Here is a 26,919-nt window from a genome sequence, read left to right on the forward strand (position 1 = left end):
CTCAAACCGCCGGGGCCATGTCCTGGCCCGCCTGGCGGGGACCGGGCGCGGTGGCCGGCAGCAGAACGAGCCTCCTGCCTATGTCGAGGCGGAAGGCGCTGTAAGGGCTGATGTTCGACCAGAACGGCGCGGTCGGCCCGCGCCGGTCCTCATCGGACAGCTTCTTCGCCCAGGCCGGTCCGGCGAGGACCTGCTGAAGTAGCCGGGTGTTGACGTGCGCGAGCGCGGAGTGGAGCAGACGGAGGGCGAGCATCGAGGTCTCGGGGTGTTCCTTGTCCGGGCCGGTCAAGGCGCCATCCTTGCCGTGGCGGATGACGGCGTTCGCGCTGTTCCAGTTCTCCCCGACCTGGAGTCCGCCGTGGATCTCGCGGCGCAGGTCGGGGCCGGCGAGGTACCGGATGGCCCGGCGCCTGGCCGCCTACCTCGCGCGCCGGTGACGGACCTCGCCGCACTGGTTCGACGTGTGTCAACATAGACGCATGTCGAATGTCAAGGTGCTGCCGCTGCTCGAAGCCGACGGTCAGGGTGTGGCGCCGTGCTGCCCGCCGCTGGCCGAGCGCCCGATGACCGCGGAGGAGGCCGAGACGGCCGCGCGGATGTTCAAGGCGCTCGGCGATCCGGTCCGCCTGCGGTTGTTCTCCGCCGTCGCCTCCCACGAAGGCGGCGAGGCGTGCGTGTGCGACATCTCCGATGTCGGCGTCTCCCAGCCCACGGTGTCCCACCACCTGAAGAAGCTGAAGGAGGCCGGATTGCTGACCTCCGAGCGGCGCGGCACCTGGGTGTACTACCGGGTCGAGCCGTCGGTGCTCGCCGCAATGGGCAAGCTGCTGGCCATGCCGGCCGCTGCCTGACGACAGGACGGACAGAAGGGGAAAGCGGTGAGCGGGGCAACGAGGGCGGTGGTTGTGCCGCTGGCGGTGGAGCACGCCGACCAGGTACTGGCGATCTACCAGGCGGGCATGGACGAGGGCAACGCCACCTTCGAAACCAACGCGCCGAGCTGGGAGGCGTTCGACGCCGCGAAGCTGCCCGAGCACCGCTTCGCCGCCCTCGACGAGGACGGGGCGGTGCTGGGCTGGGTCGCCGCGAGCCGCGTCTCGGACCGGTGCGCGTATGCGGGCGTGGTCGAGCACTCCGTCTACGTCCACCCCGCCGTCCGCGGCCGCGGCATCGCCTCCGCCCTCCTCAAGGCATTGATCGACTCCACCGAGCAGGCCGGGATCTGGACCATCCAATCCGGGATCTTCCCCGAGAACACCGCCAGCCTCGCCCTGCACCAGCACCAAGGCTTCCGCGTCATCGGTACCCGCGAGCGCATCGGCCGCCACCACGGCGCCTGGCGCGACGTCGTCCTCGTCGAGCGCCGCAGCCCCGCCATCACGTAGGCGGCGAGTCCACACCCAGACACCAGACTCCCGCCGCCCGGCGCCGCATCGGCGTCCAGGACCGCGAATTCCAGGCCCTGGCGGCGCAGGTGGTAGCCGGCGGCAAGCCCTGCCTGGCCGCCGCCGACCACCACCACATCCACGCTCTGCGTCATGAACCCAGCTGCGCCGCGGTGAACTTCCGCCGCCAGGCCAGAGACACGTACACCAGCGCGACCAGGACCGGCACCTCGATCAGCGGGCCGACGACACCGGACAGAGCCTGGCCGGACGTGACGCCGAACGTGGCAATCGCGACCGCGATGGCCAGTTCGAAGTTGTTGCCCGCCGCAGTGAACGCGAGGGTCGCCGTGCGGTCGTAGGCCAGGCCGATCGCCTTGCCGAGCGCGAAGACGCCGAACCACATCACCGCGAAGTACACGAGCAGCGGCAGCGCGATCCGGGCCACGTCCAGCGGCTGCGAGGTGATCGTCTTACCCTGCAGCGCGAAGAGGATGACGATCGTGAACAGCAGTCCGTACAGCGCCCAGGGGCCGATCTTCGGCAGGAAGCGCTGCTCGTACGCCTCACGGCCGAGCTTGTTCTCGCCGATGCGGCGGGTGAGGTACCCGGCCAGCAGCGGGATACCGAGGAAGATGACCACGTTCAGCGCGATCTTCCACATCGAGATGTTCAGCTGCTCGCCATCACCCAGGCCCAGCCAGCCGGGCAGCAGGTCGAGGTAGAACCAGCCCAGCAGGCCGAACGCCAGAACCTGGAACACCGAGTTCAGCGCCACCAGGACGGCTGCGGCTTCGCGGTCGCCGCAGGCGAGGTCGTTCCAGATGATGACCATGGCTATGCAGCGGGCCAGGCCGACGATGATCAGGCCGGTGCGGTATTCGGGCAGGTCGGGCAGGAAGATCCAGGCCAGCGCGAACATGACCGCCGGACCGACGATCCAGTTGATGACGAGCGACGACACCATGAGCTTCTGGTCGCCGGTGACGGCGTCGAGCTTGTCGTAACGGACCTTGGCCAGGACCGGATACATCATGATCAGCAGGCCGATGGCGATCGGCAGGGAGATGCCGCCGATCTCGACCTTGGCCAGGGCGTCGTTCAAGCCGGGGATGAGTCTGCCGAGGCCGAGACCGAGAGCCATGGCGAGCACGATCCAGACGGCGAGGAAACGGTCGAGCGTCGACAGCTTCGCGACGACCGAGGACTCCTCGGCGGTGGGGGGTGCTTCGGTGCGGGTCACGGGCAGGCCCTCTTGTTGTCGGCGGCGTTACGGGCGGACTCGGCCAGGTCGGCGAACTGGCCGGCGAGCGAGGCGATGACGTCCGGGCGCAGCTTGTAGTACGTGTAGCGGCCGCACGGCTCCGTCTCGACGACCCCGGCTTCGCGCAGCACTCTCAGGTGGTTGGAGAGGTTGGTCTGCCGGGCACCGGTCTCCTCCACGAGGTGGGTGGTGCACAGCGTCTCGCGGGCGAGCAGGGTCACGATTTGGAGCCTGAGCGGGTCGGCCAGAACCCGGAGCAGGTCAGTGTCGACTGACGTCATCATGGACTGATACTCTCACATCACTCCGAACTGATACCAGTCAGGAGTGATCCTTGGGAACCGCATCGCGACATCCGTTGGGGCCCACGACCCGAAGGGGATTCCCATGACCGCGTCCCCGCCCCTGTCCTGCCCGACGACCGCCTCGCCGCCGGCATCGCCCGCCTGGCTCTTCGCCACCGCGGCCACTTCTCGCCCGAGACCATCCAGGGCGTCGTGACCGACTCGTACGCACGTCTCGCCGAGCATGCCCGCGTCCGCACCCACCTGGTCGTGCTGGCAGAGCACCTGGCCACCGAGCGGCTCGACGCGCCCGCCCACATCGAGGGCGCGCCCGGTAGCGGTCTGCCCCGTGTGCTGTTCGTGTGCAGCCACAACGCCGGCCGCTCGCAGATGGCCGCCGCCCTCCTCGCGCACCGAGCCGGAGGACACGTGGTCGTCTCCTCCGCAGGCACGCACCCGGCCGCCGAAGTCGAGCCCGCCGTCGCCCAGGTGCTGACAGAGGCCGGTGTGGACCTCATGGACGCGTTCCCCAAGCCGCTGACCGACGAGGTCGTCCAAGCCGCCGACATCGTCATCACGATGGGCTGCGGCGACGCCTGCCCCATCGTGCCCGGCCGCCGATACCTGGACTGGCCCGTCACCGACCCCGAGGGCGCCCGATCGCCGCTCGTCCGCGGCATCCGCGACGAGATCGACGCCCACGTCACCAAGCTGCTCGCCTCCCTGCCGAGCACCTGAACCCACCGGTCCCATATCCCGCACAACCTGCTTGATCCACTTACGAAGGAAGAACTGATGTCCTCCAGCCCGCTCGCCTCCGTACTGTTCGTCTGCGTACACAACGCCGGGCGTTCGCAGATGGCCGCCGGATTCCTCAACCACCTCGCAGGCGACCGGATCGAGGTCCGCTCCGCCGGCTCCATCCCAGGCGACCAGGTCAACCCCGCCGCGGTCGAGGCCATGAAGGAAGTCGGCATCGACATCTCCGCGGCCAAGCCGAAGATCCTCACCACCGAGGCCGTCCACGCGTCCGACTACGTCATCACCATGGGCTGCGGCGACGCCTGCCCGATCTTCCCCGGCAAGAAGTACCTCGACTGGGCCCTGGAGGACCCGGCGGGCAAGGGCGTCGAGGCCGTCCGCCCGATCCGCGACGAGATCAAGTCCCGCATCGAGGCCCTGATCGCCGAGATCGACGCCAAGCAGGAGGCGTGACCTCGGTGACGGACAAGGGCATACGCGAGGCCATCGTCATCGGCTCCGGCCCCCCGGATACACCGCCGCCCCTGTATGCCGCCCGCGCGCAGCTGAAGCCCCTGCTGTTCGGCAGCAGCATCTTCGTCGGCGGCTCGCTGACCACCACGACCGAGGTGGAGAACTTCCCCGGCTTCCGGCCAAAGGTCCCTACGATGCCGCGCTCCTGCCGCGACTGCAGATGTCCTTGCGCGCTCCGGAGGGGCCAGTCACCGATCCAGTGTCGAAGTATCGGCGGGCAGCCGGTGTGGTTATCCGAGCCGACCTGGCCGCTGCATCCCGGTACCGGTGAGCCATTGGTATTCGTCGGGCAGTTCCGGGTACCGGGCGACGAGATACGACTGGCCTACCTGTTCCTGCACGAAGAGAACTGGGACATGTCCTCCCAGCCGGAGGACGGCACTGCAGTTGTGCTCCTGCAGCCCGGTGGCCGGGTGCCTCCGGTCGCTGTCATTGGGCCGCCGGGGACCCGAGGCCGCACTCTGTGGCGCTGGGGCCCCTATCTGCTGCTGGAGCGGCCGGGGATCGTGGCGAGAGCGCAGCGCACGCTGCGACGCCAGGTGCGCGACCTGTTCGTGGTCCAACGGGTCGATGGGGACGGCGACCGGGTCCGCGGGGTCCTGGAAGGCGTCACGGTCACCCGGATGATCGAGGATATGAAGCCGGGCCTGCGGCGGATCACTGTGCTGGAGGCGGGCAGCGGCCTGGACCCTCTGGCGGAGCGGAAAGTTACGGCGGTGTCGGCTCCCGGCGCTGAACGGCCGGCCCAGCGCACCTCGCCCCACCAGCCGACGCCCGTCAGCACCAGGGTGAGGCCGACTCCGGCCAGGATGGCCGTGGACGGTGCCACCACCTTGAGGAGGGCACCGGCGAGCGACCCCGTCGCCGCGTAACCCGCACCCGCCGCCGCGTACATCACCGAGTAGCCCGCGGCCAGAGCGCCCGGCGGAAGTGCCTCGCGCAGGGACAGGTTGCGGGTGAGCATCGCGCACGACTGGAGCGTGCCCCCCACGACCAGCGCGACGGCGATCCCGGCCGTGTCCGGTATCAGCGCGGCGAGGGCCACTCAGACCGACGTCCCGCACATCAGCACCACACTGCGGGTGGGCAACCGCCCCGGCCAGGAGCGAAGACCGTGGACGAAGGCACCGAGCCCCCCGCCCACCGCCATCCCCGTCAGCAGCGGACCGGACCAGCCAACGCCGACGCCGCGCTGTTCGAGCATGGCCGGCAGCACGAGTTCGGCCATCCCGAGCAGGGCCAGACTGGCCGCGCCCATGACGTACACCGGCCAGGCGCCGGTCAGCAGTCGGAGCAGCGACTCGCCCGTCCGACCCTCCCCGCCCGTGTCGTCCGCGCCCCAGCCGGCTGGAAGAAGCCACAGGGCCGCGACCGACGACGTCATCAGGGCGGCGGCGAGGAGCAGCGGGACGGGCGGTGCGACGCCGAGGGCCAGGCCGGCGACCGCGGCCGGGGAAACAGCCCATACGCCGGCCGTCAGTATCGACTCGACGGACAGCGCCTGCGGCGCCGCACGTTCCGGGACGAGCACGGTGAGCAGCGTGCGCAGGCCACCGGTGGCGGCGGCCGGGGCGGCACCGGCGAGAAACGCGAGCCCGGCGAGGACCGTCGGGTGCGCGTCGGGGAACACCCCGAGCCCTGCGAAGGCGGCGGCCCCGGCCGCGAGGCCGACGGCCAGGTGAGCGCGGGCGCGGTCGGGGCGCAGGCGCATCCCGAGGACGGGGGCGCCGACGATCTCACCCATGACGTAGGCCGCCGCCAGGATCGCCCCCAGCGAGTAGCCGCCCGGCCGCTCGCGCACCAGGAAGACCAGGGCCAGCGGGGCCATGGCCACGGGCATGCGGGCGCCGATGGTGGTGCAGGCCCAGATCAGGACCTGTTTGGAGGCGACGTCGCGGTAAGTCATGAGACGACGCTAAAGGCCGGCACTGACAACAACTCAGGGGATTTCCAGCGCCTGTGGAAAATCGTGAGCACCCCTTCAGAACATCAGCCCCGCCTGGAGGAGGAGAGAGACGTACCGCTGAAGGTGCGCAGCCGCGTACGAATTCCTCATGCACCACCGCGTACGGATTTCTGTGCTCAGCCGCTTGTTCGAACCTGCTGGCGTGTCACAACGAGCGGAGGGCCTGCAGCCAGTCCGCTCAACTGGTGGACGGGTGGAGCGGGATGACGTTTTCGGGGGCGGTGTTGTCCTGGCCGGTGGACTTCCGGAGGATGAGGACGGCGGCCGCGATGACCACCTGCTCTGGCTAGGGCGGCGCTATTCGGCTCCACCCGGGGCGACTCCAACTGGCTCCAGTTTGGACATGATTCGCGAAGATCAGGCGTCGTGAAGTGGCCCCGGAGGGCGGCTTGCTCTGGGCCCAGGGGCTTCATGGACAGACGCCGTAGTGGCTCAGGTATGGGGACCAGCCTGGGTATGCAGGCAAGGCGTGCTGGACGGTCGGTCGGTAAATGTGTCGCGTGGTGCTGAGGGTGTCGGGATACTGCCTCGGTGCCCCTTACTGCGCTGCCTCAACTGCTTCGACCTCGTGCCCTGAGGCCCGGAGATCTCGTCGTTATCGCATCGCTGTCCGGGCCGCTCCATGCCGCTTACGAGCCCGACCTCGAGCAGGCGGTAGTCGTGCTCGAGCGGATGGGATTCCGTGTGCGTCGGGCACCGCTGCTCGAAGCAGGGCGGCATCATTGGTGGAGCGCGGCTACGCCGGCGGAGATCGCCAGGGAATTCAATGCTCTTCTGCGTGATCCTGAGGTGCGCGCCATCATCGCGCATGACGGCGGCCAGACGGCGCTCGGCTACCTCGACCTGATCGACGTCGAGGCGATCACTGCCGACCCCAAGCCGATCCTCGGCTACAGCGACATCTCGCTGCTGCATCTGGTGCTCTATGCGCGCACGGGTCTGGTCGGCTTCCATACCGACTTGGCCACCCCTGGACTCGGCGGGCACTGGCAGGCCGCGCCCGCAGCACGCCGAGCGGAACTTGAAAAGCTCTACTCGACGCTGCTGACCGGTACGGAGCCGATCGGTGCGCTGCCGGCCACCCCGACGTGGGAGTGCTGGCGTGCCGGTCGCACCGAAGGCCGGCTGATCGGCGGGGTGATCAATCGCATCGTGCTGGCGCAGGCGATGCCCTACGCGCTGCCGCTCGAATGGTTCGACGGCGCGGTGCTGTTCTGGGAGGAGATCGGCGGCCAAGCATCGTATGTGTGGAGCTATCTACAGGTACTGCGGCACTGCGGCATCCTCGATCGGATCTCCGGCATGGTCGTGGGCGTCCCGTACGCGATCGACGGACTCGGCTCGACCGACGCGTCCCCGACCCTGTCCGAGATCGTCCTCGACGTCCTTGGCGACCGTGACATCCCGGTCCTGGGCAACGTCGAGTTCGGACACGCCGGCCCGAATCTGCCGATGCCGGTCGGCATCCGCGTCGCCCTCGATGCGCAGCAGCGGAGCTTGTCGCTGCTCGAACCGGCGGTACGGCCGCACACGATGACGGGACCGGTCGGCTGAGCAATGCGGATCAGTGAGCCGACAGCCGGACTTCACTCATCCACTGGTCGAGGATCTCGGCGGACCACTCCCATACCGTCAGTACGCTGCGGCGCTTGGGGGGTGAGCCCTTCTTGGCCTTGCCGTGGCGGATGTAGCAGACGCCGTACTCGCCGAACTCCGGGCCTTCGGGGTTGCGGCCGAAATCGGCGACATCCAGCATCCTCGTATCGTTGCGCCGCAGCCCGTAGGCGTATGCAGTCTTGAACAGCATCGCGTCGCGGAAGGCAGGCAACCACCCCTTGCGGCCACGGCCCCGGACCCGGCTTACCTCGTCATCGGCGTGGTCGAAGAACGCCTGCAACTCGTCCTCCGGCTCAGCCCGGGGGCCGGGGAGTTCGCCGGCATGGAGGGCGGCGTGGTCGGCGTGGGCCTGTTCGACGGCTTCGGGGTACGCCTCGCGCCTGGCGTGTTTGGCGAGTGCCCGGGAGATGCCGGCGACGGAGAGATGATGGGTGCTGCTCGCCGGCGGGGGTGTTGACGGTGAGGGCCCAGGTGCCTCCTGCGGCCATGGCCTTGCTTCAGGGACCGTACCGGTGCGTGACACAGGCCACAGGAACTCCTCTCGTGTCGCGGAGAGAAGTGGTCGTGAGGGACTCAGAAAACGATGTGCGCCGCCGCGTCCGCGAGGGGGACCGCGAGGCGTTCGCCCAGCTGTACGAGGAGTTCGCCCGCGCCGTGTACAACCACGGGCTGCGGTTGACCGGCGACTGGTCGACAGCCGAAGAGATCATGTCCGAAACGTTCCTGACCGCGTGGCGGACCCGCGCACGGGTGCGCGAGGACGGCGGCTCCCTGCTGCCCTGGCTGCTGGGCATTGCCACCCACAAGGCGGACAACGCCCGCCGGGGACTGCGCAGACGCCAGCTGTTCCTGGCGCGTCAGTCGCAGCCACCTGCCGAGGAGGACTTTGCGCCCCGGACGGTCGGGCGCATCGACGACGCACGGCGCCTGCGTGCCGTGCAGGCCGCCCTGGGCCGGCTGCGACGCCAGGAGCGGGAGGTACTGGCCCTGTGCGTGTGGTCCGGCCTGGACTACCAGCAGACGGCCGAAGCCCTGGGCATCGCCGTCGGCACCGTACGTTCCCGCCTTTCGCGTGCCCGTAAGAAGCTCGCCCACCTCGCGGAAGAAGACCGGGAACCACCCACCACCCGCGGAGAGATGACAAGTGCGGCCGCGATCGCGGCCCTGCCCGTACGGGAGGAGCTCACATGAACGACAAGACCACCGGCGCTTCCCCGGAGCGGAACGGCGACCGCGAAGAGATCGCCCGCCTGCTGCCGGCCCCGGCCGACTGGGACCTTCCGCGCGAGCAGCACCTTCGTCACAAGGAACTGCTGATGCACCACATCGACCGAGACCAGGCGACCCGTACCCGCCCGGCCCGTCGGCTGCTGCGGCCCGTGCTCCTGGCGCCGGCGACCGCGCTGACCCTGGCCTGCGCGCTGGCCGCGGGAATCGCCCTGAACGGCAGCGACCGGGAACCCTCCGGCACCGCTTCGCATCGTGCGGCCACGGACATGCAGCCCGCCGCGGCGCTCCTGGACCGGATCTCCGACGTCGCGGAGGAACGCGCCACGCCCACCGTGCGGGACGACCAGTTCGTCTACACCCGGGAGAAGACCCGCGGAGCCGACCTGACCAGTGGGAAGGCCGTCCTCGGCCCATTGATGGACCGTGAGATGTGGGCCGCGCAGGAGCCGGGGCCCTTGCACAAGCTCGGCCTGATCCGGGAGGACGGTGAGACCTTCCCCATCAACGCCGAACTCGGTGACACCGACGGCACCCCGGCCGGCATCAACCGACCCACCTACCGCTGGCTGAGCTCGCTGCCCACCGACCCCGACAAGCTGCTGGCCTCTCTGTATGCCAAGACCCCGCAAGCTGAGGGCCGGGAACGTGACCAGGCGGTGTTCGAGCAGATCGGGTCCCTGCTCGGCGGGGTGATGCCGCCCCGCACGGCCGCCGCCCTCTACCGGGCCGCGGCGAAGATCCCCGGCGTCGCCCCGGCCCCGCAGGCCCGCGACGCGATCGGCCGCCGGGGCCTCGGCATCGCCCGCGACGACACGCGCTACGACATCCGGACCGAGTGGGTCTTCGACGAGAAGGACTTCTCCTTCCTCGGCTCCCGTAGCTATCTGACCAAGGACACCTCGTACGGAAAGGCCGGAACGCTGCTGTCCAGCGAGGCCGAGCTGGAACTCGCCGTCGTCGACAAGGCCGGCCAACAGCCCGCGGACGCGGAGCGGACACGGACCGAGCCCCAGAGCTGACCGTCCGGTGCCCAGGTCGGCCGCCGGCGTGCCCCTCGAAAGTCGTCGAGCGAGTCGAACGCCCGCGCGCCGTCGGCTATGACGGTGGGCGGGGACGGGTCCCCGGACTCCGGATAAGCGGCTCCGCAAAGTCGGTCGCATCCTCGCGAAGGTCATCGTCCCAGCTGACGACGTCATTGACGCGGAGGTCGTGGAGGACGACCCGCACGGTTAAGGGGAACCCGGCAAATGTGCCGGGTTCCCCTTGACCACGGGCCACAGCCCATCCGCAGAGGTGGACAAGCTGCACCTTTCAGCTCAAAGGCGTTGACCGACGTGGCGGCGGCACCGCCCGCAGCAGCTCCCACAGCGGACGCGAGCCCGACGCCCATACGGCCAGCGTCTGGCGGTCCACGACATGCAGGCGCTGCTGCTTGGCGAACGCCACGGCCGGTGCGGTCACCCGCCCGTTCGTCACGATCACCGCGACGTCAGCCCCGTGCACCTGCCGGGCCGTCCCGTTGAGCACCTGCAGATCCGGCGTGCCCACCGCCGACCCCGGGCCCCGTTGCGCAAATGTTGTGGACCCAGGCGAGGCTGTCACTGCCTCGCCTGCGGTGCTCTCCGGGGGGCCAAGGTGTCACTCGGCGGGTGTCGGAGCCCGGTTGAAGAGCCGTCCGGCCAGGTCCGCCCCGATGATGGCGCCGTCGGCGTCGCGGGTGAGGAAACCGCGCTGGCCGATCAAGCCGCCGCCGGTGACGATGTACTCGTCGCCGCTTCCGGGGAGTAGGCCGAGCCCGGCCGGCGGCAGGTCTGGCGGCAGTTCCTTCTCGGACGCCGTGCGGATCTCGGGCTTGATCCGGCATTCAACTGTCATCGTGTCACCGTCGGTGTCGATGATCAGCGTCATGAATTCGTTCTCGTAGTGTCCGATGATCTCCTGAGCGCGCTGCGGGTCGTACGGGAGCGGCTCGGGGTCGCGCTCGACCACGCCGAGGTAGTGTTCGAGCGCCCAGCGGAGCACGGCCTGATTGAACTCCAGCCCGCTGTCGGGGCCGGCGTTGGACACCGCCACGATGGCGAAGTCCCGCTCCGGAACCAGCAGCAGGTTGGCGAACTGGCCATTGGTCGATCCGCCGTGCCCGACGGTGCGCACAGCGTCCACGTCGCGCAGGAACCAGCCGAGGCCGACGGCGTCACCGAGCGTGGAGCCGTGCAACTCCACCGTCGGCTCCTGCATCCGCCGCGCCAGGTCACCGCCGCCGAGGTGGAACCGGGCCCAGCGCAGTTGGTCGGAGACCGAGGACACCAGGCCGCCGCCCGGGTTGTTGCCGCGCGTGTCCTTCCATGTCCGGGCGACCTTGAGCGCCCCTTCGCTGAGGTTGTGGCCCACGGCGAACCGGCGGGTGATGGCCTGTCCGGCGGTGAATACGCTGTTGGCCAGGCCGACCTGCTCCAGGACGAGTGAGGCGACAGCGCCCTCGTAGGTCTCGCCGGTGACGTTCTCGATGACCCGGCCGAGCAGGTTGTAGCCGAGCTGGCTGTAGGAGGCACGGCCGCCGACCGGACCGATCAGCGTCACCTCGGCCATCTTGGCCACCTCGCCGGCCAGCGCGTCGTCTCCGTCTCCGCTGTCGAAGACCATCCGGGTGTCCAGCCCGGCGGTGTGGTTGAGCAGGTTCAGGATGGTGATCTGTGCGGCCGCGTCCTCGTCGGGGAGCCGGAGTTCGGGAACGTAGCGGCGGACCGGCGCCTCCAACTCGACCCGCCCCGCCTCGACCAGGCGCATGATCGCGGTCGCCGTGTAGGTCTTGGTGACCGAGCCCAGCACGAACAGCGTGTCCCGGTCGACGGGCAGCGGGTTGTCGATGCTCGTCACGCCGTGACAGGCGGTCAGCTCCCGTCCGTCCGCCCAGACCCCCACCGCTGCACCCGGGATGTCGAACTCCTTGGCCTTCGCCTCGACGAACTCCGCCAGCGCATCGCGTGACATCTCGATTCCCTCTCGGTCGGTGTGGTTCGCGCACGACCCCGAGTCCACCGGGCGACGCGGCGACTTGCACTTTGTTCAAGTGAAGGCTAGTGAACGACTTGAACGCCGTGCAAGAAGTTTCTTGAACGCCGTGCAAGTCGACGGCTATCGTGAATCCATGCCCCGCAACACGCTGACCCGCGAACAGATCCTCACTGCCGCTATCGCCCTACTGGACACCGAAGGGCTGGAGGGCCTGAACATGCGGGCACTGGGCCAGCGGTTGGGCTCGGCGGCCACCGCGGTCTACTGGCACGTGGGCAGCAAGGACAACCTCATCGCCCTCGCCAGCGACCAGCTGTGGCACGAAATCACGCTGCCCGACCCTGACCTGGTCGACTGGCGCACGGCAGCCACCACCATGGCCACCGACCTGCATGCAATGCTCACCCGTCACCCGTGGCTGCTGCAGGCCTTCGGCTCCTTCCTCGTGTTCGGCCCCGGCAAGGCCCGCCACGACGACCACCTCCTCGCCATCTACGAGGCCGCAGGATTCATCGGCTCCGCAGCCGACCAGGCCGCGGCCGCCGTGTTCACCTTCGTCCTCGGCAACGCCCTCGGCCCAGCCGCGGCAGCCTCACTCACCCGCAAACTGCGGCGCGAAGGCAGCAGCAACGCCGAACAGGTCATCAGTAACGCCAAGGCCGAGGCCCGTGAGATCGCCGCACAGTTCCCTCGGCTGCGCGCCCGCCTGGACACCCACAGCGCTGCCTACGGCGCGGTGCCCGACAACACTTTCCAGTTCGGCCTCCAGGTCATCCTCGACGGGCTGGAAGCGCTGCAGCGCGGGCCTACTCGGTGACCATCACACGATCATCCGGGAAGGTATGCCCGGCCCACGGTTCGAAGGCGGCGCCGGAGCGGAGGGCGATGGCCCGGCGGTCCAGGTGCCGCAGCACAGCGGACTGGGTCATGGTCTGGTCTGGATCGGTGAGGACCTTCTTGACCACAGCCGTCTCCTCGGCCGGTGACCTGCGCGAGCTCGCGCAGGTAGGCAGAACAGGTGCTCGGCCGGCCCCTCCTTCGGGGCGTCGTAGGGGTTCATGCGGCTTGGTCCTGCCGCTCGAGATGGGCTCCCGTGACGCGCGCCAGCGGGCCTGGGCGGACTCGACCAGCTTGAACATCATCGCCAGGGTGGCGGGGCTCCCCGCGCCGCGGGTGAAGTGGGGGTGTGACCCAGATGTGCGTCAAAGAGGCCAACCGACGGTATGCGCTGACCTACTGAAATGCGGCCGCTACCGAGTGAGGGCCCCGCGTGAAGACGTGGAGATTCCCGGTGAACTTCCGTACGCGGATGTCGTCGGTCTGGGTAGTCAGAGCTGGTTCCCAGCTTGGGAACCAGCTGGTGGCGAAGACTTCGATCGTGGTGAGGAAGACCGCGAAGTCCGCAGCGAAGCCCCGTCCGAAGCGCCCGCCAGTCCGCCTCGGAGCGGTCAAGACTGGACGGATCGTGAACCGTCTGCGGGAGTTGTACGAACTGGGCGGCAATCAGCCCTCCACCACCACCGAGGGAGGCCCGCCGAGCTCCCGCGCTCGCCACCGAGTTCACCTTCCAGGAACGCCCCAAGATCCCTGAGCAGACCAGCGTTCCCAGACTGGGAACCCATCACAGAGCGAGCGCCGACGAACCCGCGGCGGCCGACCGGCCCGCTGACCCCACTCCGCGCATTCCGTTACCCTGCGAGCCGCATTTCGTCGGTTCGCCAAAGTGCCCCTGAGGGTGAGACCCCGGCCAGGGAGACGTCGGCCGAATTCGGCGCACACCCACCGCCAGCAGTGCCGGACGAGGAGATCACGGCCGACCGGATCAGCAGTCGCCCTGTCGGCGATGGTGCTCGGGTGGCTGGCTGTGGCGCTACGGCAGGTAGTGACTGGCCTCTGCTCCCAGGACGTTCAGCAGGGCGAGGGCCTCGGCACCGGGGGATCCCGGCGGCGCGCTGAAGAGCACGAGGTACTGGTCACGGTCGGTGAGGGTGAGGGTGTCGCAGTCGATGGTGACGTCGCCGACGGCCGGGTGGCGGAAGGTTTTGGTGAGCATCGGCGCGGCCTGCACGTCGTGCCGTTCCCAGAGCCGGGCGAAGTCGGGGCTGGTGTCGCGGAGTTCGTCGACGAGGTCGGTCACCGCGGGATCGGTGGGGTAGCGGGCGAGGGTGGTGTGGAGCTGCATCACGACGCTCAGCCGGAACTCGGCGGCGTCGGAGATCCCGTAGAGCGTCGCATCGGCGCGCTGCGGCCCGGGGAAGGCCCGGCGCGCGAGGTTGCGGTCCTCGGGGGCGAGCGGGGCGAAGTCCTCCATGAGCGCGGCCGCGAGGTCGTTCCAGGCGAGGACCTCGCATGCGGCGGACATCGCGAAGCCGGCTGTCTGCGGCAGCCGCTGAAGGAGCGCGAGGATGCTCGGGCGGACGTCGCGCCGGTGCAGTCCGGTACGGTTCGGCGCGGTGCCCGCGAGGACGTGGAGGTGGTCGGACTCTGCGTCGGTGAGCCGCAGCGCTCCCGCGATCGCGGCCAGGACGTCGCCCGAGGGGCGTGGCGCCCTGCCCTGCTCGAGCCGGATGTAGTACTCCGTGGAGATGTGCGCGAGGACCGCCACTTCCTCGCGGCGAAGACCTGGTGTGCGGCGTCGCGTGCCGGAGGGGAGGCCGACGTCCTGCGGGCGGAGCCGCTCGCGACGGCTGCGGAGGAACGCCCCGAGTTCCTGTTTGTCCATACGCCCAGTGTGCGCGCGGCGCGGCGGCGGATCCTGGTACAGCCTGTGCCTGTATCCGGCTGGCAGCCGGCCGGACGCTGTTGCCATGACGAACAACACGAACACCACCGACAGCGCACCCATCGGCCTGCTCACCGGCAAGGTCCTGTTCATCACCGGCGCCAGCCGCGGCATCGGGGCCGCCGCGGCCCGGCTCTTCGCCTCCGAGGGCGCCACTGTCGTGCTCGCCGCCCGCAGCACCGACGCCCTCGACCGCATCGTCACCGAGATCCGTGCCGACGGCGGCGTCGCCGACGCCGTCACCCTGGACCTCGCCGACCGCGCGAGCATCCGCGCCGCCGTCGACCGCGTCGAAGAGCTGCACGGACGGCTCGACGGCGCGTTCAACAACGGCGCGACGATCCAGCAGCCCGGCCCGCTCGACACCACGAGCGAGGAGGACATCGACGACCAGTTCGCCGTGAACTTCCGCTCGCACTGGACCGCCATGAACGCTGAGGCCGCGCTCATGCGACGGGGCGGTGGCGGGGCGATCGTCAACACCTCGAGCATCGGCAGCCGCCGCGCGAACCCCGTCCTTCCCGCCTACGCCGCAATGAAGCGTGCACTCAACAGCATCACCGAGACCGCCGCCGTGACCTGGGCCCCCCAGGGCATCCGGGTCAACGGCCTCACCCCCGGCGGCACCGCCACGGAGATGATCGACGCGTGGGAGGCGGCGACCCCCGGCATCATCGAGGCCAACAACGCGGCCACCCCGCTCGGCCGCATGGCCGAGCCCCGCGAGGTCGCCGAGGTCGCCGCCTGGCTGCTCAGCGACCGTGCCTCGATGGTGACCGGCGCGATCGTCCCGGTCGACGGCGGCGCCGGCGCCTGAAAGGGAGAGTCTGGGCAAGCCGTGGCCGCACCGCGCCCTACCTCAGCAACAGCCCGGGTCCTCAGCCAAAGCGAGAACTTCAAGGTCCGGTACAGCGGTCCGGGCGGTCCGCCCTGATGGCGGTCTTCTGGTCACGGTGCGCGGGCCAGGCGGTGGGGTCGGTAGACGAGCTCAATGGGCTGCTCGCATCCGGCCACCTAGCCTGGCTTCGGACGCGCGGCATCGTCCCCCACATCGCACGCCCCGGCATCGAGTCCGGCGAACGGCTCGGCCGACACCGCTGGAAGACCGAGCGGTCCATCGCCTGGCTCTTCGGCTACCGCCGCCTCACCGTCCGGTACGAACGAAAGGGCAGTCACTTCCTCGCCTTCCTCGGCCTGGCCACCGCCCACACCGCTACAAAAAACTCGCGAAACTCGCCACGTGAGACACGCCCTTATGTCATAAGTTCACTTCACCTTACGCCATAAGTCCCAGTGAGGTTTTCTCAACGAAATGACCTCATGAGGTGACTCGGCCCAGGGGATCCCGCGAGTCGCGATGAGTTCTGCGGCGTCCGGCGGTCGTACTGTCGAACCCGTTACCGAGGAGGACTTCTGATGCGCAGCGTGACCTATTCGATGAACGTCTCACTTGACGGCTACATCGTCGGGCCGGACGGCGACTTCGACTGGACGGCGCCCGACGAGGAGGTCTTTCGCTCCTGGATCGACGAGATTCGGGAGGTCGGCGTCCACCTGTTGGGACGACGGCTGTACGAGACGATGCTGTACTGGGAGACAGCCGGCCAGGATCCATCGCTCGACGACTCCACGCTCGAGTGGGCCGCGCTCTGGAAGCCGCTCCCGCCCGCCTGGCTTCCGGCGGCCTGGCGGAGGAGATCGAGCGGTTGCGAGCCGAGCCGGGGGAGGGCGACATCGCGATCGGCGGCGCGACTCTCGCCGCCGAGGCGGCCGCGTTGGGTCTGATCGACGAGTACCGGGCCAGGGTCTACCCGGTGCTGGTTGGCGGTGGCATTCCGTTCTTTCCCCAGCGCGAGCGCCGGGTGGATCTCGAACTCGTCGAGACCCGCACCTTCAGCTCGAGAGTCGTCTACCTCCGCTACCGCGTGGCGCGTTAGCCGGCTCGTCCGCCGATCCCTGGGAAGAACGGGCCAGTCAGTGACGCCTTCTCGGTGAAGATCACTTCCAATGTCAGTTGAGGACGAGGGCGGCGCGGGGGATGTCGCCGGTTCGGCTCCTGGCCGATGCCACCGAGACCGTCCTCGAACCCTCGCTCACCTTCCACGGCTTCCGGTACGCCGAGGTCACCGGCGTCCCCGACCTGGCCCCCGAGGATCTGCAAGCCGTCGTGGTGAGCAGCGACCTGCGCCGTACAGGCTGGTTCGCGTGCTCCGACCCGGATCTCGAACAGTTCCACGAGAACGTCGTCCGAGGCACGCGGGGCAACTTCCTCGACGTACCGACGGACTGCCCTCAGCGTGACGAGCGGCTCGGCTGGACCGGCGACATCCAGGTTTTCTCCCCGACCGCCTCCTTCCTCTTCGACACGGCCGGCTTTCTGTCCTCCTGGCTCGCCGATCCCGCCGCCGACCAGCATTCCGACGGCGCAGTGCCCTGGGTGATCCCCGATGTCCTGGACACAGAGGTCCCCACCGCCGCAGCCTGGGGCGACGCGGCACCGGTGGTGCCCTGGGTGCTGTATGAGCGGTACGGCGACCTCGGCATCCTCCGCCGGCAGTTCGAGAGCGCTCGTCGATGGGTCGACAAGATCGCCTCACTCACGACCGACGGAGTCTGGGCGGGCGGCTTCCAGTTCGGCGACTGGCTCGACCCGGCCGCCCCGCCGGACGACCTGTTCGCCGCCCGCACTCCCGCGGACGTCGTCGCCACCGCGTGCCTGGCCCGGTGTGCGGACGTCGTCGCCCGCACGGCGCAGGTGCTCGGCCGTCCCGAGGACGTGACGCAGTACTCCGCGCTCGCCGACCGCACCCGGGAGGCGTTCGCCCGCACGTACGTCACTCAGGCGGGCCGTACCCTGGGCGACTCGCCGACCGCGTATGCCATGGCCCTGCAATGGGACCTGCTGGCCACCCCGCAGCAGCGCAAGGCCGCGGGACACAGGCTCGCCGATCTCGTCCGCACCGGCGGCTTCGGAATCGCCACCGGCTTCGTCGGCACACCACTGATGACCGACGCCCTCACCTCCGCCGGATTCCCCGACCTCGCACACCGCCTGCTGTTGGAGAAGGGGTGCCCCTCCTGGCTGTATCCCGTGACGGTGGGCGCCACCACCGTCTGGGAACGCTGGGACAGCATGCTGCCCGACGGATCGATCAACCCCGGCCAGATGACCTCCTTCAACCACTACGCGCTCGGGGCAGTCGCCGACTGGATGCACCGCACCGTGGCGGGACTCGCCCCCGCCGCACCCGGCTACCGCGAGATCCGTGTGCGCCCACTGCCCGACCGATCGCTCACGCACGCCACGGCCACGCATCTCACGCCGTACGGCGAGGCTTCGGTGAGCTGGAGCCGCGACGACGGGCGCTTCCACCTGACGGTGCTCGTGCCTGCGGGAAGCCGGGCCACGGTCCACCTGCCCGGCCAGGGGCAGCCGCCTGTCACCGTGGCCCATGGCAGGCACACCTGGACCACCGATGACCCATGCCTGGCCGCCCCATCGTCCAAGACGGTCACCGTGCGCGACCTGATGGACGATCCCGAACTCTGGGGACGCACAGTCGCGGTCCTGACCCGACACGGTCTGGGCGGGGACTCCGCGCAACTGGCCCGGCGACTGGGACCATTCCTGGACTTGCCTGCCCGCCGGCTGCCCGCACTGCTGAACAAGGTCATCTTCGAAGACGGCAGCGCCGGTGCGGGTGCCGATCTCGAGGCCCTGCTGAGCAGCACGGCAGGCTGAAGGCCAACAGCAGGGCGCGGACACTCCGCGGGTCGGCCGGCACCGTCACCGTCGCGGCGATCCAGCTCTGGCTCCGGGCGTGATGGGCTGCGTGGTGCCCTCAGCAGGCCAGCATCTTCTGAATGGCCTGACGCGTCACGCCAAGCTCCCGTGCAATGTCGGCCTGCGACACGCCCTGGTCGATGAGGCCCTGCATCAAGTCACGCCGCTCGGCCGCGAACTGCTGGGCCAGGCGGGCGTGGTGGATGGCTTGCTCTCGTGCCTCCTTGATGCGGCTGAAGGTCGGCTGATGCGTGGAGAGATCCCTGGTGTTTGCCATACCCACAGAATGACAACGGGGGGTTGTCACGTCAACCCCCCGTTGTCGCTCCACATTTACAAGATCCGCCGGGCAGCGCCTAGGCCTGGGCGGTGCCGAGGGCGCTGCGCAGGAACGCCGTTGCCTGGTCGATGGCTCCGCGGGCGGCTTGGGACCGACTCAGCGAGTTGAGCATCATGAAGTCGTGGACCGTGCCGTCGTAGCGCACCGTGGTCACCGGAACGTCGGCCGCTCGGAGTTTGGCCGCGTACGCCTCGCCCTCATCGCGCAGCACGTCGGCCTCGTCGACGATCAGCAGGGCGGGCGGCAGGCCGGAGAGCTGCTCGATGGTGGCCTGATTGGGAGACGCGGTGATCTCCGCGCGTTGGTTCGGGTCGGTCGTGTAGGCGTCCCAGAACCATTCCATCAGCTTGCGGCTCAGGTAGTAGCCGGTGGCGAACTGGTCATATGAGCCGGTGTTCATGGCCGCATCCGTGACCGGGTAGTACATCGACTGCTGTACGAATGTGACGTCACCGCGTTGCTTGGCCATGAGGGCGAGTGCGGCGGTCATGTTCCCACCGACGGATTCCCCGGCCACCGCCATGCGCTGTGCATCCAACCCCTTGGACGCTCCCTCGCGGACGATCCACTGTGCGGTGGCGTAGCCCTGCTCGATGGCGACAGGGTAGTGCGCCTCGGGCGACGGCGTGTACTCCACGAAGGCCACTGCCGTATGGGCGCCCACGGCCAAGTCGCGTACCAGGCGGTCGTGAGTGCCGGCGTTGCCCAGCACCCAGCCGCCACCGTGCATGTACAACACGACGGGCAGCGTTCCGGTGGCGCCCTTCGGTTTGACGATGCGTACCCGTACGTCGCCAACGGATGCCGGAACTGTGACCCACTCCTCGTCGACCAGCGGCTTGTCGACCGGCGCGGCCTGGAGGTCGTCGAGGACCTTGCGCGCTGCGGTCGGATCCAGCTCGTACAGGAACGGATGTTGCGAGGTTGCGTCGGCGAGCGCCTGTGCCTCGGGCTCGAGGACGATTGAGGCGGTTTGACCAGCCATGGGAATGCTCCCTGGGAAATCCGAGAAGCGCATGGTGAGGGGCGCAGGGCGCTGAAGAGCACCGTGATGCGCTCGGGCTGTGTGTGGGGGGGGCAGCGCCTCCACCCTTGTTCAAGCTCCCGATGGGTATCTATGTCCATTTTAGTTGCCCATCCGCCGCCGATGCGTGCCTCGACGCCTTCGGCCAGCGCGCGCACGGCGACGTCGCGGGGGATGCCGGGTTGCGCTTGCCGGCCATGTGGCAGCCGCCGACGTGGACGGTGACGGGGTGCCCCGAGGCGGGCGCTCGTGCTTGTACAGCGCGAGGCCGTCGCTGACGACAGACTCCCGCAGGGAAACGCCTGGTCAGGGCGCGTGGGTAACGGACGATGACGGCCGCTGGTCCGACTCCCTGGCTGCCGCTGGCCACTCTCAGCGGACGACGAAGAGGCCCGACCGGCCCCCCGTTCTGGGGGCTGGCCGGGCCTTCGTCGTGTCTGTCCGCGCTACTGGCCGCGCTGGCCGTCAACGCTGTCCGCGCTGTCCGCTGCCTCAGGAGTCGCCACGGCGCCCTACCTCCCGGAGGGCCTGGCCGATATGGCGGGCCTTCGCACCCCAGAGCACTTCGCCTGCGGGAGCGTCCGCCGCAGGGAGTCGCTCGCCCCGAAGGTCCGCGACCAGGGCCACGTCCTGGACCGCGTGAGCTACGTATCGGAGCGCCACGAGCATTTCCGCCTTCGACGCGTCCTGGTCGTCAGCCAGGGCCAGGGCCCGGCGGGCGTCCTCTCGCGCCGTCTCGATCATGTTCGCCTCCATGGCGTCCGCGACGGCGTTCACGATGCCGTCGCCGGGCGTCACGAACGCCGCGCGGCCTTCGTCCTCCCAGGGAAGCCTTCTAAGGTGGTTCACGTCGACTCCTTCGCAGTCGGCCAGGCCCGGGGCGTTCGCAGCGTCGCCGGGCCGCTTCGTCGTTTCCACCTTACGCGGTATCGCGCTTACGCGGTAGCACAGTCCCGCGACTCCGCGCACGCTGATAGGTATGGATCTTGATCGCTCTGTTCCCGTGTGGCCCCAGGTGGCCGACGACCTCCGCCGCCGACTCGATGCCGGGGAGTGGAAGCCTGGCGAGCGCTTCCCTGGCACGGTCACGCTGGCAGCGGAGTACGGGGTGACCCAGTCGACGATCCAGAAGGCGGTCGTCCAGCTCCGCGAGGAGGGGCGTCTTCGCACGGTGCTGGGCGCGGGAAGCTACGTGCTGTGAGCGGAGGCGTCCGCCCCGGCCGTGAACTGCTGTGGGGGTGACCGGCCCTGGCTGGATGCCCGCAGACGGGCCGGCCTCGGGTCCCGCGGCCGGGGCCCTGCCGGGGTTCCCGGGAGGCAGTCCCTACGCTGGCCCCGTGACGGACATGAGCAGGGGCAGCAGCAGGGACAAGGGCAGGGCCGACAGTAGACCGCTCGCCGTGTTCGACCTGGACAACACCCTCGCAAACACCGCGCACCGACAGCGGTTCCTGGAGCGCAGGCCGCGGGACTGGGACGCCTTCTTCGCGGCAGCCCCGCACGACCCGCCGCTGGCGGAGGGCGTGGCGCTGGCGCTGAAGAGCGCGGAGGAGTGCGAGATCGTCTACCTGACCGGCCGCCCGGAGCGGTGCCGTCGGGACACCGCCGACTGGCTCGCGGCACAGGGACTGCCCGAGGGCCGCATCTGGACGCGGCGCAACGACGATCGCCGGCCCGCCCGCTTCACGAAGCTGGCGATCCTGCGGCGTATCTCCCGCGACCGTGAGGTCCGCGTGCTCGTGGACGACGACGAGGTGGTCTGCGAGGAGGCCCGCCGCATGGGCTTCACCGTCGTACAGGCGCGCTGGGCCACACCGTCCGAGGATCTGAAGGACGCGCAGGAGCGAGAGGGCCGGACCTGAGGGGTCCGAAGGCCGCCCTTCTCAGTCCCCGTCCTCCAGGCGGAACCCCACCTTGAGCCCCACCTGATAGTGCTGGATCTCGCCGTTCTCGATCATGCCGCGTACCTGGGTGACCTCGAACCAGTCGAGGTGGCGCAGCGTTTCATTGGCCCGGGCGATGCCGTTGCGGATGGCCTGGTTGACGCCTTCCGGGGAGGTACCGACGATTTCGGTGACCCGATAGGTGTGGTTCGTCATGGGGTTGCTCCTCTCGACCGGCTCCCGGGCCGGTTTACTCCACGGTGCCCCACCGGGCCCCGGTCCGCGAGGCGGGCACCGGGCCTGGTGGGGACGGGCTGCCGAAGACACGTCTGTCACCGCGCAACACTCAGCGACAGCGCGAACCTGCCTGCCGTATCCGTCCACCAGCGGGTCAGCTCCAGCCGCGCGGCGGCCAGTTCGGCCGACACGCCGTCCTTGCGGAACTTCGCCGAGATCTCCGTGCGCATCTCCTCGCCCTGTTCGAAGTCGACCGCCAGGTCCAGCGCGGGGATCTTCACGGTGACCGGTTGCAGGGCGCGCAGGCGCATCTCGATCCATTCGTTGTCGCGGTCCCACAGGGCGACGTGGTCGAAGTCGGCCGGATCGAAGTCGGCGCCCAGTTCGCGGTTGACGACGGCGAGGACGTTCTTGTTGAACGCGGCCGTCACCCCGGCCGCGTCGTCGTACGCGGCCACGAGAACGGACTCGTCCTTGACCAGGTCCGTGCCGAGCAGAAGCCCGTCACCGGGCTCGAGCAGGGAGCGTACGGAGGCGAGGAACTCCGCGCGCTCGGCGGGCAGGAGGTTGCCGATGGTGCCGCCGAGGAACGCCACGAGCCGCGGTCCGGGGGCGTCCGGCAGCGCGAGGTCCCTGGTGAAGTCGGCGATCAGGGCGTGCACGTTCAGCTCGGGCCGCTCGGCGAGCAGCGCCTGACCGGCCTGTTTGAGTGCGCTCTCGCTGACGTCCACAGGGATGTAGGTGTGCAGGTCCGGGAGCTCGTCGAGGAGATGGCGCGTCTTGTCGGACGAGCCGGAGCCGAGTTCGACGAGCGTGCGGGCCGCGGTGGCCTCGGCGATCTCCGCGGACCGGGCGAGCAGGATCTCCCGCTCGGCACGCGTCGGGTAGTACTCCGGGAGCTCGGTGATCTCCTCGAACAGTTCGCTGCCGTGTGCGTCGTAGAACCACTTGGGCGGCAGCGTTTTAGGGGTGTGGGTGAGGCCGTGCAGGACGTCGGCGCGCAGGGCCGCGTCCGTGGCGTCCTCGGGCAGGGTGCGGGTCAGCTGGAACGGGCTCACGCGGTCGGCTCCTCGGTCTTCAGGGGTACGTGAAGATCGGTCCCCGGGGGTACTTGGTGCTGTTCCTGTGGGTATTCCGGCTCCGCCGGCTCCTTCAGCGGCGTCAGCAGTACGTCGGTGCGGCTCGCGACGAGCAGCGTCCGGTCCGGCACCTCGCGCCAGTGCGGATCGTCGTCGTACGGCTCGGAGGCCACGACCGCGCGACGGCCCGGCTCGGCGAGATACCAGAGCGTGTCGCCCCAGGCGGTCGCGGCGATCGTCTCGCCGTCGGTCAGCAGGAGGTTGAGGCGCGAGCCGGGCGCTGCGGCCGCGACCTCCAGGACCGTGTCGGCGAGCGCCTGCCCCTCCTGGTCGCCGTTCCGCAGCCGGTGCAGGACCAGCGCCCACACCAGCGCGGAGTCGTTGCGGGCCTCCAGCGCGAGCAGCTCGGCGGGCGGCAGCGCCCCGGCGAGTACGGCGAGGGAGTGCGGCCAGCCGGTCACCGCGCCGTTGTGGCTGAACAGCCATGGACCAGAGGAGAAGGGCGCGGCTGCGGCCTCTGCGTCGGCGCTCGCCACGGTCGCGTCGCGTACCGCCGCGAGCAGGGCCCCGGTGCGCACGACCCGCGCCAGGTCCGCGAACGGCAGGTCGCCCCAGACCGGCCCCGCCCGGCGGTACCGGGCGGGCACCGGGTCCCCTTCCGCGTACCAGCCGACTCCGAAACCGTCGGCGTTGACGGTGCCGTGCCGCTGCTGCCGGGGCGCCCAGGACTGTCGGTACAGGCCGTGCGGCGGCGCCACGACGAGATCGCCGAACGGCACGGGCGTCCCCAGGTAGGCCAGATGCCGGCACATCAGACGCCCCCTGACCGGCCGTCTGCGACTCCGTCCGCCGACGTGACGTCGCGGGCGGTGCGGAAGCCCGAGAAGATCTGCCGCCGGATCGGATAGTCCCAGTTGCGGAACGTGCCACGGCAGGCCACGGCGTCGACGGCGAACGAACCGCCGCGCAGCACCTTGTACTCGGAGCCGAAGAACACCTCCGAGTACTCCCGGTACGGGAAGGCCGCGAATCCGGGATACGGCAGGAGGTCGCTCGCGGTCCACTCCCAGACGTCGCCGATCAACTGCCGTACGCCCAGGGGCGACTCGCCGAGCGCATAGCTGCCCGCGGGCGCCGGCCGCAGATGGCGCTGGCCCAGGTTGGCGCGGTCCGGCGTCGGATCGGCGTCGCCCCACGGATAGCGCATCGAACGACCCGACGCGGGGTCGTGGCGGGCGGCCTTCTCCCACTCGGCCTCGGTGGGCAGCCGGCGGCCCGCCCAGCGCGCGTACGCGTCGGCCTCGTACCAGCCGACGTGCAGAACCGGTTCGTCCGGCGGTACGGCCTCGGTCACCCCGAAGTGCCGCCGCAGCCACTGCCCGCCCTCGCGCCGCCAGAACAGGGGAGCGGTGATGGAACGGGCCTTGATGTGCGTCCAGCCCTCCCGCGCCCACCAGCGGGGATCGTCGTAGCCGCCGTCCTCGATGAAGGCCTGGTACGCGGCGTTCGTCACGGGAGTGGTGTCGATGAAGAAGGCTGGGACGAGCCGGACATGGGCGGGGCGTTCGTTGTCCAGCGCCCAGGGTTCGGTGGATGTGCCCATGGTGAACGGGCCGCCGGGGACGAGGACTTCGGCCGGGCCGGTGTACGGGGATGGCAGGGGCTCGGGGTCGGGCGCCGACAGGGCCGCCGGTCCCTTGCGCAGCTGATGCGTGATCAGCATCGTCTCGTCGTGCTGCTGCTCGTGCTGCGCGATCATCCCGAACGCGAAGCCCGCCTCGGTCAGCGCGGAACCCTCGAAGGGGGTGCGCTCGAGGACGTCCAGGGCCCGGCCGCGTACCTCTGCCGCGTACCGGCGGGCCTCGGGGGGCGGCAGCAGCGGCAGTGAGGGCCGCTCCGCGCGCGGGTGCTCGAACGCGTCGTACAGCGGGTCGATCTCGGGTCGTATCGCCTCGTGCCCGGCGACGGCCCGCAGCAGCCACTGCTCTTCCTGGTTGCCGATGTGGGCGAGGTCCCACACCAGCGGGGACATCAGCGGCGAGTGCTGCGCGGTCAGATCGGGGTCCTCCACGCAACCGGTGAGCAGCGTGGTGCGGTCGCGCGCGGTCAGCAGTGCGGACAGGGCGCGTTGCCGCAAGGCCTCGGGATCCTGGTCGTGGGCAGCGACGGTCTCGGTCATCGGCGTGCGTCCTTCCCGTGCGCGTGAGGCAGGTCGAGCAGATCGGGCAGGTCGAGCACATCGTCGGCGGGGCAGCGCGCCCGCGCGACATAGCGGTCGGTGAAGGCCGCCACCGCGTCCCGCACGGCCTCGTCGGCGCCGAGGCGGGGCAGCGCCTCCTGCGCGGCGGCGAAGCAGATGACGGCGGCCTCGTGCAGCTCGGGGTCGTGGAGGGCCTCCCGCGCGGCGGTCAACCACAGTTCGTTGCGGGGCGCGGGGAGGGGGCCCGCTCGTTCGGCCAGGGGTTTGACGGTGCGGTACGCGGTCTCGGCCGCCTGGGGATCGTCGAACAGCGCTGTCGTCACGGCGAGAGGAACGATCCAGCCGTTCTCGCCGGGCTGGGCGTCGATCATGCGCAGTTCCAGATGCCCGCGCGGCCGCACGGGCGGGAACAGCGTCGTCAGGTGGTAGTCGACGTCCTCGCGGGTCGGTGGACGCGGCTCGCCCGAGCGCGCCCACGCCCGCAGGCTCAGGCCCTCCGGCACGGCCCAGGGCCCGTCGTCCGCCCGGATGCACATCACGGGGGCGTCCAGCACATGTCTGGTCCATGCGGTCCGCGGGTCCCCGTCCAGCGGCGGGGCGGCAGACCGGCCGGGTTCGATGTCGGCCCAGATCACCTGCCGGGTCGACCGCCACCCGGTCAGCCGCCCCTCGCTCATCGGAGAGTTGGCGAACGCCGCGACCAGCACAGGGCCCAGCAGATGCGCCAGCCGCCAGCGGCGCCCGTGCCCGAGCGGCCCCGGCTCCTCGTGCCCGGCGTCCAGGCAGACCTGCACGGACGCCGAGGAACACATCATGAGGCGGCCCGCGATCCCCGCGCGGTCGAGATACGTCTCCATCGCCTCGTAGCGGGGCGCGTGCAGCAGCCGGGACGGCGGGCACCACGGGTCGGTGCCGAGCCCGGTGAGGACGAGGCCGAGAGGGCCGAGTGCCGTCCGTACCGCCGACAGATCGGACGACACGGCGGTCACGCACTCCATCAGCGACGCGGCGGGCAGCGAGCTGAGCTCCAGCTGGCCGCCGGGTTCCACGGTGAGTACGGAGTGCAGGGGCAGGGCCCGCAATACGGCGTAAGCCGCTTCGAGACGGGCGGGCGGTACGGGATGCCGCGGGATGGAGCCACCGGCATGGTCGAAACCGTGGACGTCGTGGACGAGCCATTCCAGTTCGACACCGATGGAGCGGGGCGGGCCGGTCTTGAAACAGATGCCGTGGACCAGCGCCTCCACATCGGCCTCGGTGACCTTGGGGGCGAGATCCGTACAGTCTCCCTCGGACATGCCGGGATCCTCCTGATCTTCAGGTCGGCCTGGTTTCCCGGTCGGGAACCGTGCGGCCGCCCCGGCCATGGGTGGACCGGAACGGCAGCGCTCGTCCCACCCAAACCCCTGTGAGCGGATCGCACAAGAGTGCCCCGAGGGTCGGATTCGTACGGAGAAGGTCTGTTGCACGACAGGTCACGAGGCGCTCACGATGCGTTCATGAGGAAGACGGGGCAGAGCGGGGGACCGGGCGTGAGTTCCCGGCTGCGCGGCA

The 26,919-nt window shown here is 69.9% G+C and carries 27 protein-coding genes and 6 pseudogenes; 15 read left to right on the forward strand and 18 right to left on the reverse strand.

The genetic code is table 11. The annotated features are described in order from the left end of the window. Nucleotide 1: 1 nt before the first annotated feature. A complete protein-coding gene (locus ACWD4J_RS34765) occupies nucleotides 2–400 on the reverse strand; it encodes a Tn3 family transposase (protein WP_451399523.1) in 399 nt (132 codons plus the stop codon). 79 nt (nucleotides 401–479) lie between these two features. Between ACWD4J_RS34765 and ACWD4J_RS34770 the strand changes: the two genes are divergently transcribed. After that, on the forward strand, nucleotides 480–851 hold the full coding sequence (locus ACWD4J_RS34770) for an ArsR/SmtB family transcription factor (protein ID WP_451399484.1): 372 nt from the start codon (nucleotides 480–482) through the stop codon (nucleotides 849–851). 27 nt (nucleotides 852–878) lie between these two features. Continuing rightward, nucleotides 879–1,385: an N-acetyltransferase family protein gene (locus ACWD4J_RS34775; RefSeq protein ID WP_451399485.1), complete on the forward strand. Its 507-nt coding sequence runs from the start codon at nucleotides 879–881 to the stop codon at nucleotides 1,383–1,385. A 32-nt stretch (nucleotides 1,386–1,417) separates the two neighbouring features. Here the strand turns inward: ACWD4J_RS34775 and ACWD4J_RS34780 are convergent. The 3 genes and pseudogenes from ACWD4J_RS34780 to ACWD4J_RS34790 all read right to left on the reverse strand — a co-directional run. After that, nucleotides 1,418–1,540: pseudogene (locus ACWD4J_RS34780) on the reverse strand (FAD-dependent oxidoreductase); the annotation flags it as partial. Then, nucleotides 1,537–2,628, reverse strand: a complete 1,092-nt coding sequence (gene arsB / locus ACWD4J_RS34785) for an ACR3 family arsenite efflux transporter (RefSeq protein ID WP_451399486.1) — start codon at nucleotides 2,626–2,628, stop codon at nucleotides 1,537–1,539. The pseudogene ACWD4J_RS34780 and the gene arsB, both read right to left, overlap by 4 nt. Then, nucleotides 2,625–2,933, reverse strand: coding sequence for an ArsR/SmtB family transcription factor (locus tag ACWD4J_RS34790; protein WP_451399487.1), 309 nt, complete (start codon nucleotides 2,931–2,933; stop codon nucleotides 2,625–2,627). Before ACWD4J_RS34790 ends, arsB begins: the two co-directional genes overlap by 4 nt. A gap of 126 nt (nucleotides 2,934–3,059) precedes the next feature. Here ACWD4J_RS34790 and ACWD4J_RS34795 point away from each other — a divergent pair, with 126 nt between their 5' ends. From ACWD4J_RS34795 to ACWD4J_RS34805, 3 genes and pseudogenes are all read left to right on the forward strand, one after another. After that, entirely contained in the window at nucleotides 3,060–3,671 is a 612-nt protein-coding gene (locus ACWD4J_RS34795; protein ID WP_451399524.1) for an arsenate-mycothiol transferase ArsC, read from the forward strand. A gap of 57 nt (nucleotides 3,672–3,728) precedes the next feature. After that, a complete protein-coding gene (locus tag ACWD4J_RS34800) occupies nucleotides 3,729–4,148 on the forward strand; it encodes an arsenate reductase ArsC (protein ID WP_451399488.1) in 420 nt (139 codons plus the stop codon). After that, a pseudogene (locus ACWD4J_RS34805) lies at nucleotides 4,145–4,324 on the forward strand (thioredoxin-disulfide reductase); the annotation flags it as partial. The gene ACWD4J_RS34800 and the pseudogene ACWD4J_RS34805, both read left to right, overlap by 4 nt. Nucleotides 4,325–4,926: 602 nt before the next feature. Here the strand turns inward: ACWD4J_RS34805 and ACWD4J_RS34810 are convergent. Further along, nucleotides 4,927–6,114 (reverse strand): annotated as a pseudogene (locus ACWD4J_RS34810) (MFS transporter); the annotation flags it as partial. A gap of 606 nt (nucleotides 6,115–6,720) precedes the next feature. Between ACWD4J_RS34810 and ACWD4J_RS34815 the strand changes: the two are divergent. Further along, complete coding sequence (locus tag ACWD4J_RS34815; RefSeq protein WP_451399525.1) at nucleotides 6,721–7,728, forward strand: S66 peptidase family protein; 1,008 nt, start codon at nucleotides 6,721–6,723, stop codon at nucleotides 7,726–7,728. A gap of 10 nt (nucleotides 7,729–7,738) precedes the next feature. Here ACWD4J_RS34815 and ACWD4J_RS34820 read toward each other — a convergent pair whose 3' ends face one another. Then, complete coding sequence (locus ACWD4J_RS34820; protein WP_451399489.1) at nucleotides 7,739–8,071, reverse strand: hypothetical protein; 333 nt, start codon at nucleotides 8,069–8,071, stop codon at nucleotides 7,739–7,741. A 305-nt stretch (nucleotides 8,072–8,376) separates the two neighbouring features. Here ACWD4J_RS34820 and ACWD4J_RS34825 point away from each other — a divergent pair, with 305 nt between their 5' ends. After that, nucleotides 8,377–8,982 carry an RNA polymerase sigma factor gene (locus tag ACWD4J_RS34825; RefSeq protein ID WP_451399526.1) on the forward strand — a complete coding sequence of 202 codons (606 nt, stop codon included), beginning with the start codon at nucleotides 8,377–8,379 and terminating at the stop codon, nucleotides 8,980–8,982. Next, nucleotides 8,979–10,040 carry a CU044_5270 family protein gene (locus ACWD4J_RS34830; protein ID WP_451399490.1) on the forward strand — a complete coding sequence of 354 codons (1,062 nt, stop codon included), beginning with the start codon at nucleotides 8,979–8,981 and terminating at the stop codon, nucleotides 10,038–10,040. The genes ACWD4J_RS34825 and ACWD4J_RS34830 overlap by 4 nt, the downstream gene beginning before the upstream one ends. A 292-nt stretch (nucleotides 10,041–10,332) precedes the next feature. Here ACWD4J_RS34830 and ACWD4J_RS34835 read toward each other — a convergent pair. Further along, nucleotides 10,333–10,578: pseudogene (locus ACWD4J_RS34835) on the reverse strand (restriction endonuclease); the annotation flags it as partial. A gap of 81 nt (nucleotides 10,579–10,659) precedes the next feature. Further along, nucleotides 10,660–12,012: a serine hydrolase domain-containing protein gene (locus ACWD4J_RS34840; RefSeq protein WP_451399491.1), complete on the reverse strand. Its 1,353-nt coding sequence runs from the start codon at nucleotides 12,010–12,012 to the stop codon at nucleotides 10,660–10,662. Between the two features lie 157 nt (nucleotides 12,013–12,169). Between ACWD4J_RS34840 and ACWD4J_RS34845 the strand changes: the two genes are divergently transcribed. Beyond that, the gene (locus ACWD4J_RS34845) at nucleotides 12,170–12,853 is read left to right on the forward strand and encodes a TetR/AcrR family transcriptional regulator (RefSeq protein ID WP_451399492.1); all 684 of its coding nucleotides are present in this window, start codon (nucleotides 12,170–12,172) and stop codon (nucleotides 12,851–12,853) included. Here ACWD4J_RS34845 and ACWD4J_RS34850 read toward each other — a convergent pair. Then, nucleotides 12,843–13,001, reverse strand: a complete 159-nt coding sequence (locus ACWD4J_RS34850; RefSeq protein ID WP_451399493.1) for a hypothetical protein — start codon at nucleotides 12,999–13,001, stop codon at nucleotides 12,843–12,845. The genes ACWD4J_RS34845 and ACWD4J_RS34850 overlap by 11 nt on opposite strands. Nucleotides 13,002–13,906: 905 nt before the next feature. After that, a complete protein-coding gene (locus ACWD4J_RS34855) occupies nucleotides 13,907–14,758 on the reverse strand; it encodes a helix-turn-helix transcriptional regulator (RefSeq protein ID WP_451399494.1) in 852 nt (283 codons plus the stop codon). An 85-nt stretch (nucleotides 14,759–14,843) separates the two neighbouring features. Here ACWD4J_RS34855 and ACWD4J_RS34860 point away from each other — a divergent pair, with 85 nt between their 5' ends. From ACWD4J_RS34860 to ACWD4J_RS34875, 4 genes and pseudogenes are all read left to right on the forward strand, one after another. Further along, nucleotides 14,844–15,635: an SDR family NAD(P)-dependent oxidoreductase gene (locus tag ACWD4J_RS34860; protein WP_451399495.1), complete on the forward strand. Its 792-nt coding sequence runs from the start codon at nucleotides 14,844–14,846 to the stop codon at nucleotides 15,633–15,635. 209 nt (nucleotides 15,636–15,844) lie between these two features. After that, nucleotides 15,845–16,105: pseudogene (locus tag ACWD4J_RS34865) on the forward strand (hypothetical protein); the annotation flags it as partial. A gap of 129 nt (nucleotides 16,106–16,234) precedes the next feature. Then, nucleotides 16,235–16,755 (forward strand): annotated as a pseudogene (locus ACWD4J_RS34870) (dihydrofolate reductase family protein). A gap of 101 nt (nucleotides 16,756–16,856) precedes the next feature. Then, a complete protein-coding gene (locus ACWD4J_RS34875; RefSeq protein WP_451399496.1) occupies nucleotides 16,857–18,560 on the forward strand; it encodes a family 78 glycoside hydrolase catalytic domain in 1,704 nt (567 codons plus the stop codon). A gap of 100 nt (nucleotides 18,561–18,660) precedes the next feature. On the opposite strand, the gene ACWD4J_RS34880 is transcribed toward ACWD4J_RS34875, so the two are convergent. The 3 genes from ACWD4J_RS34880 to ACWD4J_RS34890 all read right to left on the reverse strand — a co-directional run bounded on the left by ACWD4J_RS34880 (nucleotide 18,661) and on the right by ACWD4J_RS34890 (nucleotide 20,815). Beyond that, the gene (locus ACWD4J_RS34880; RefSeq protein ID WP_451399497.1) at nucleotides 18,661–18,879 is read right to left on the reverse strand and encodes a hypothetical protein; all 219 of its coding nucleotides are present in this window, start codon (nucleotides 18,877–18,879) and stop codon (nucleotides 18,661–18,663) included. Between the two features lie 79 nt (nucleotides 18,880–18,958). Beyond that, complete coding sequence (locus tag ACWD4J_RS34885; RefSeq protein ID WP_451399498.1) at nucleotides 18,959–19,927, reverse strand: alpha/beta hydrolase; 969 nt, start codon at nucleotides 19,925–19,927, stop codon at nucleotides 18,959–18,961. 531 nt (nucleotides 19,928–20,458) lie between these two features. Continuing rightward, nucleotides 20,459–20,815, reverse strand: a complete 357-nt coding sequence (locus tag ACWD4J_RS34890; RefSeq protein WP_451399499.1) for a hypothetical protein — start codon at nucleotides 20,813–20,815, stop codon at nucleotides 20,459–20,461. Between the two features lie 130 nt (nucleotides 20,816–20,945). Between ACWD4J_RS34890 and ACWD4J_RS34895 the strand changes: the two genes are divergently transcribed. Both ACWD4J_RS34895 and ACWD4J_RS34900 read left to right on the forward strand, forming a co-directional pair. After that, nucleotides 20,946–21,167 (forward strand): GntR family transcriptional regulator, encoded by a 222-nt coding sequence (locus tag ACWD4J_RS34895; protein WP_451399500.1) that lies wholly within the window; start codon nucleotides 20,946–20,948, stop codon nucleotides 21,165–21,167. A 145-nt stretch (nucleotides 21,168–21,312) separates the two neighbouring features. Continuing rightward, entirely contained in the window at nucleotides 21,313–21,828 is a 516-nt protein-coding gene (locus ACWD4J_RS34900; RefSeq protein ID WP_451399527.1) for a phosphatase domain-containing protein, read from the forward strand. A 21-nt stretch (nucleotides 21,829–21,849) separates the two neighbouring features. Here ACWD4J_RS34900 and ACWD4J_RS34905 read toward each other — a convergent pair whose 3' ends face one another. The 5 genes from ACWD4J_RS34905 to egtA form a co-directional block, all read right to left on the reverse strand. After that, nucleotides 21,850–22,065 (reverse strand): dodecin, encoded by a 216-nt coding sequence (locus ACWD4J_RS34905; RefSeq protein ID WP_351290862.1) that lies wholly within the window; start codon nucleotides 22,063–22,065, stop codon nucleotides 21,850–21,852. Between the two features lie 116 nt (nucleotides 22,066–22,181). Then, nucleotides 22,182–23,144, reverse strand: a complete 963-nt coding sequence (gene egtD, locus ACWD4J_RS34910; RefSeq protein WP_451399501.1) for an L-histidine N(alpha)-methyltransferase — start codon at nucleotides 23,142–23,144, stop codon at nucleotides 22,182–22,184. Then, nucleotides 23,141–23,977 carry an ergothioneine biosynthesis protein EgtC gene (gene egtC / locus ACWD4J_RS34915; protein WP_451399502.1) on the reverse strand — a complete coding sequence of 279 codons (837 nt, stop codon included), beginning with the start codon at nucleotides 23,975–23,977 and terminating at the stop codon, nucleotides 23,141–23,143. The genes egtD and egtC overlap by 4 nt, the downstream gene beginning before the upstream one ends. After that, nucleotides 23,977–25,344, reverse strand: a complete 1,368-nt coding sequence (egtB, locus tag ACWD4J_RS34920) for an ergothioneine biosynthesis protein EgtB (RefSeq protein ID WP_451399503.1) — start codon at nucleotides 25,342–25,344, stop codon at nucleotides 23,977–23,979. The genes egtC and egtB overlap by 1 nt, the downstream gene beginning before the upstream one ends. Continuing rightward, the gene (gene egtA, locus ACWD4J_RS34925; protein ID WP_451399504.1) at nucleotides 25,341–26,663 is read right to left on the reverse strand and encodes an ergothioneine biosynthesis glutamate--cysteine ligase EgtA; all 1,323 of its coding nucleotides are present in this window, start codon (nucleotides 26,661–26,663) and stop codon (nucleotides 25,341–25,343) included. Before egtA ends, egtB begins: the two co-directional genes overlap by 4 nt. Nucleotides 26,664–26,919 lie beyond the last annotated feature (256 nt).

Source organism: Streptomyces sp. NPDC002577 (assembly GCF_053594815.1).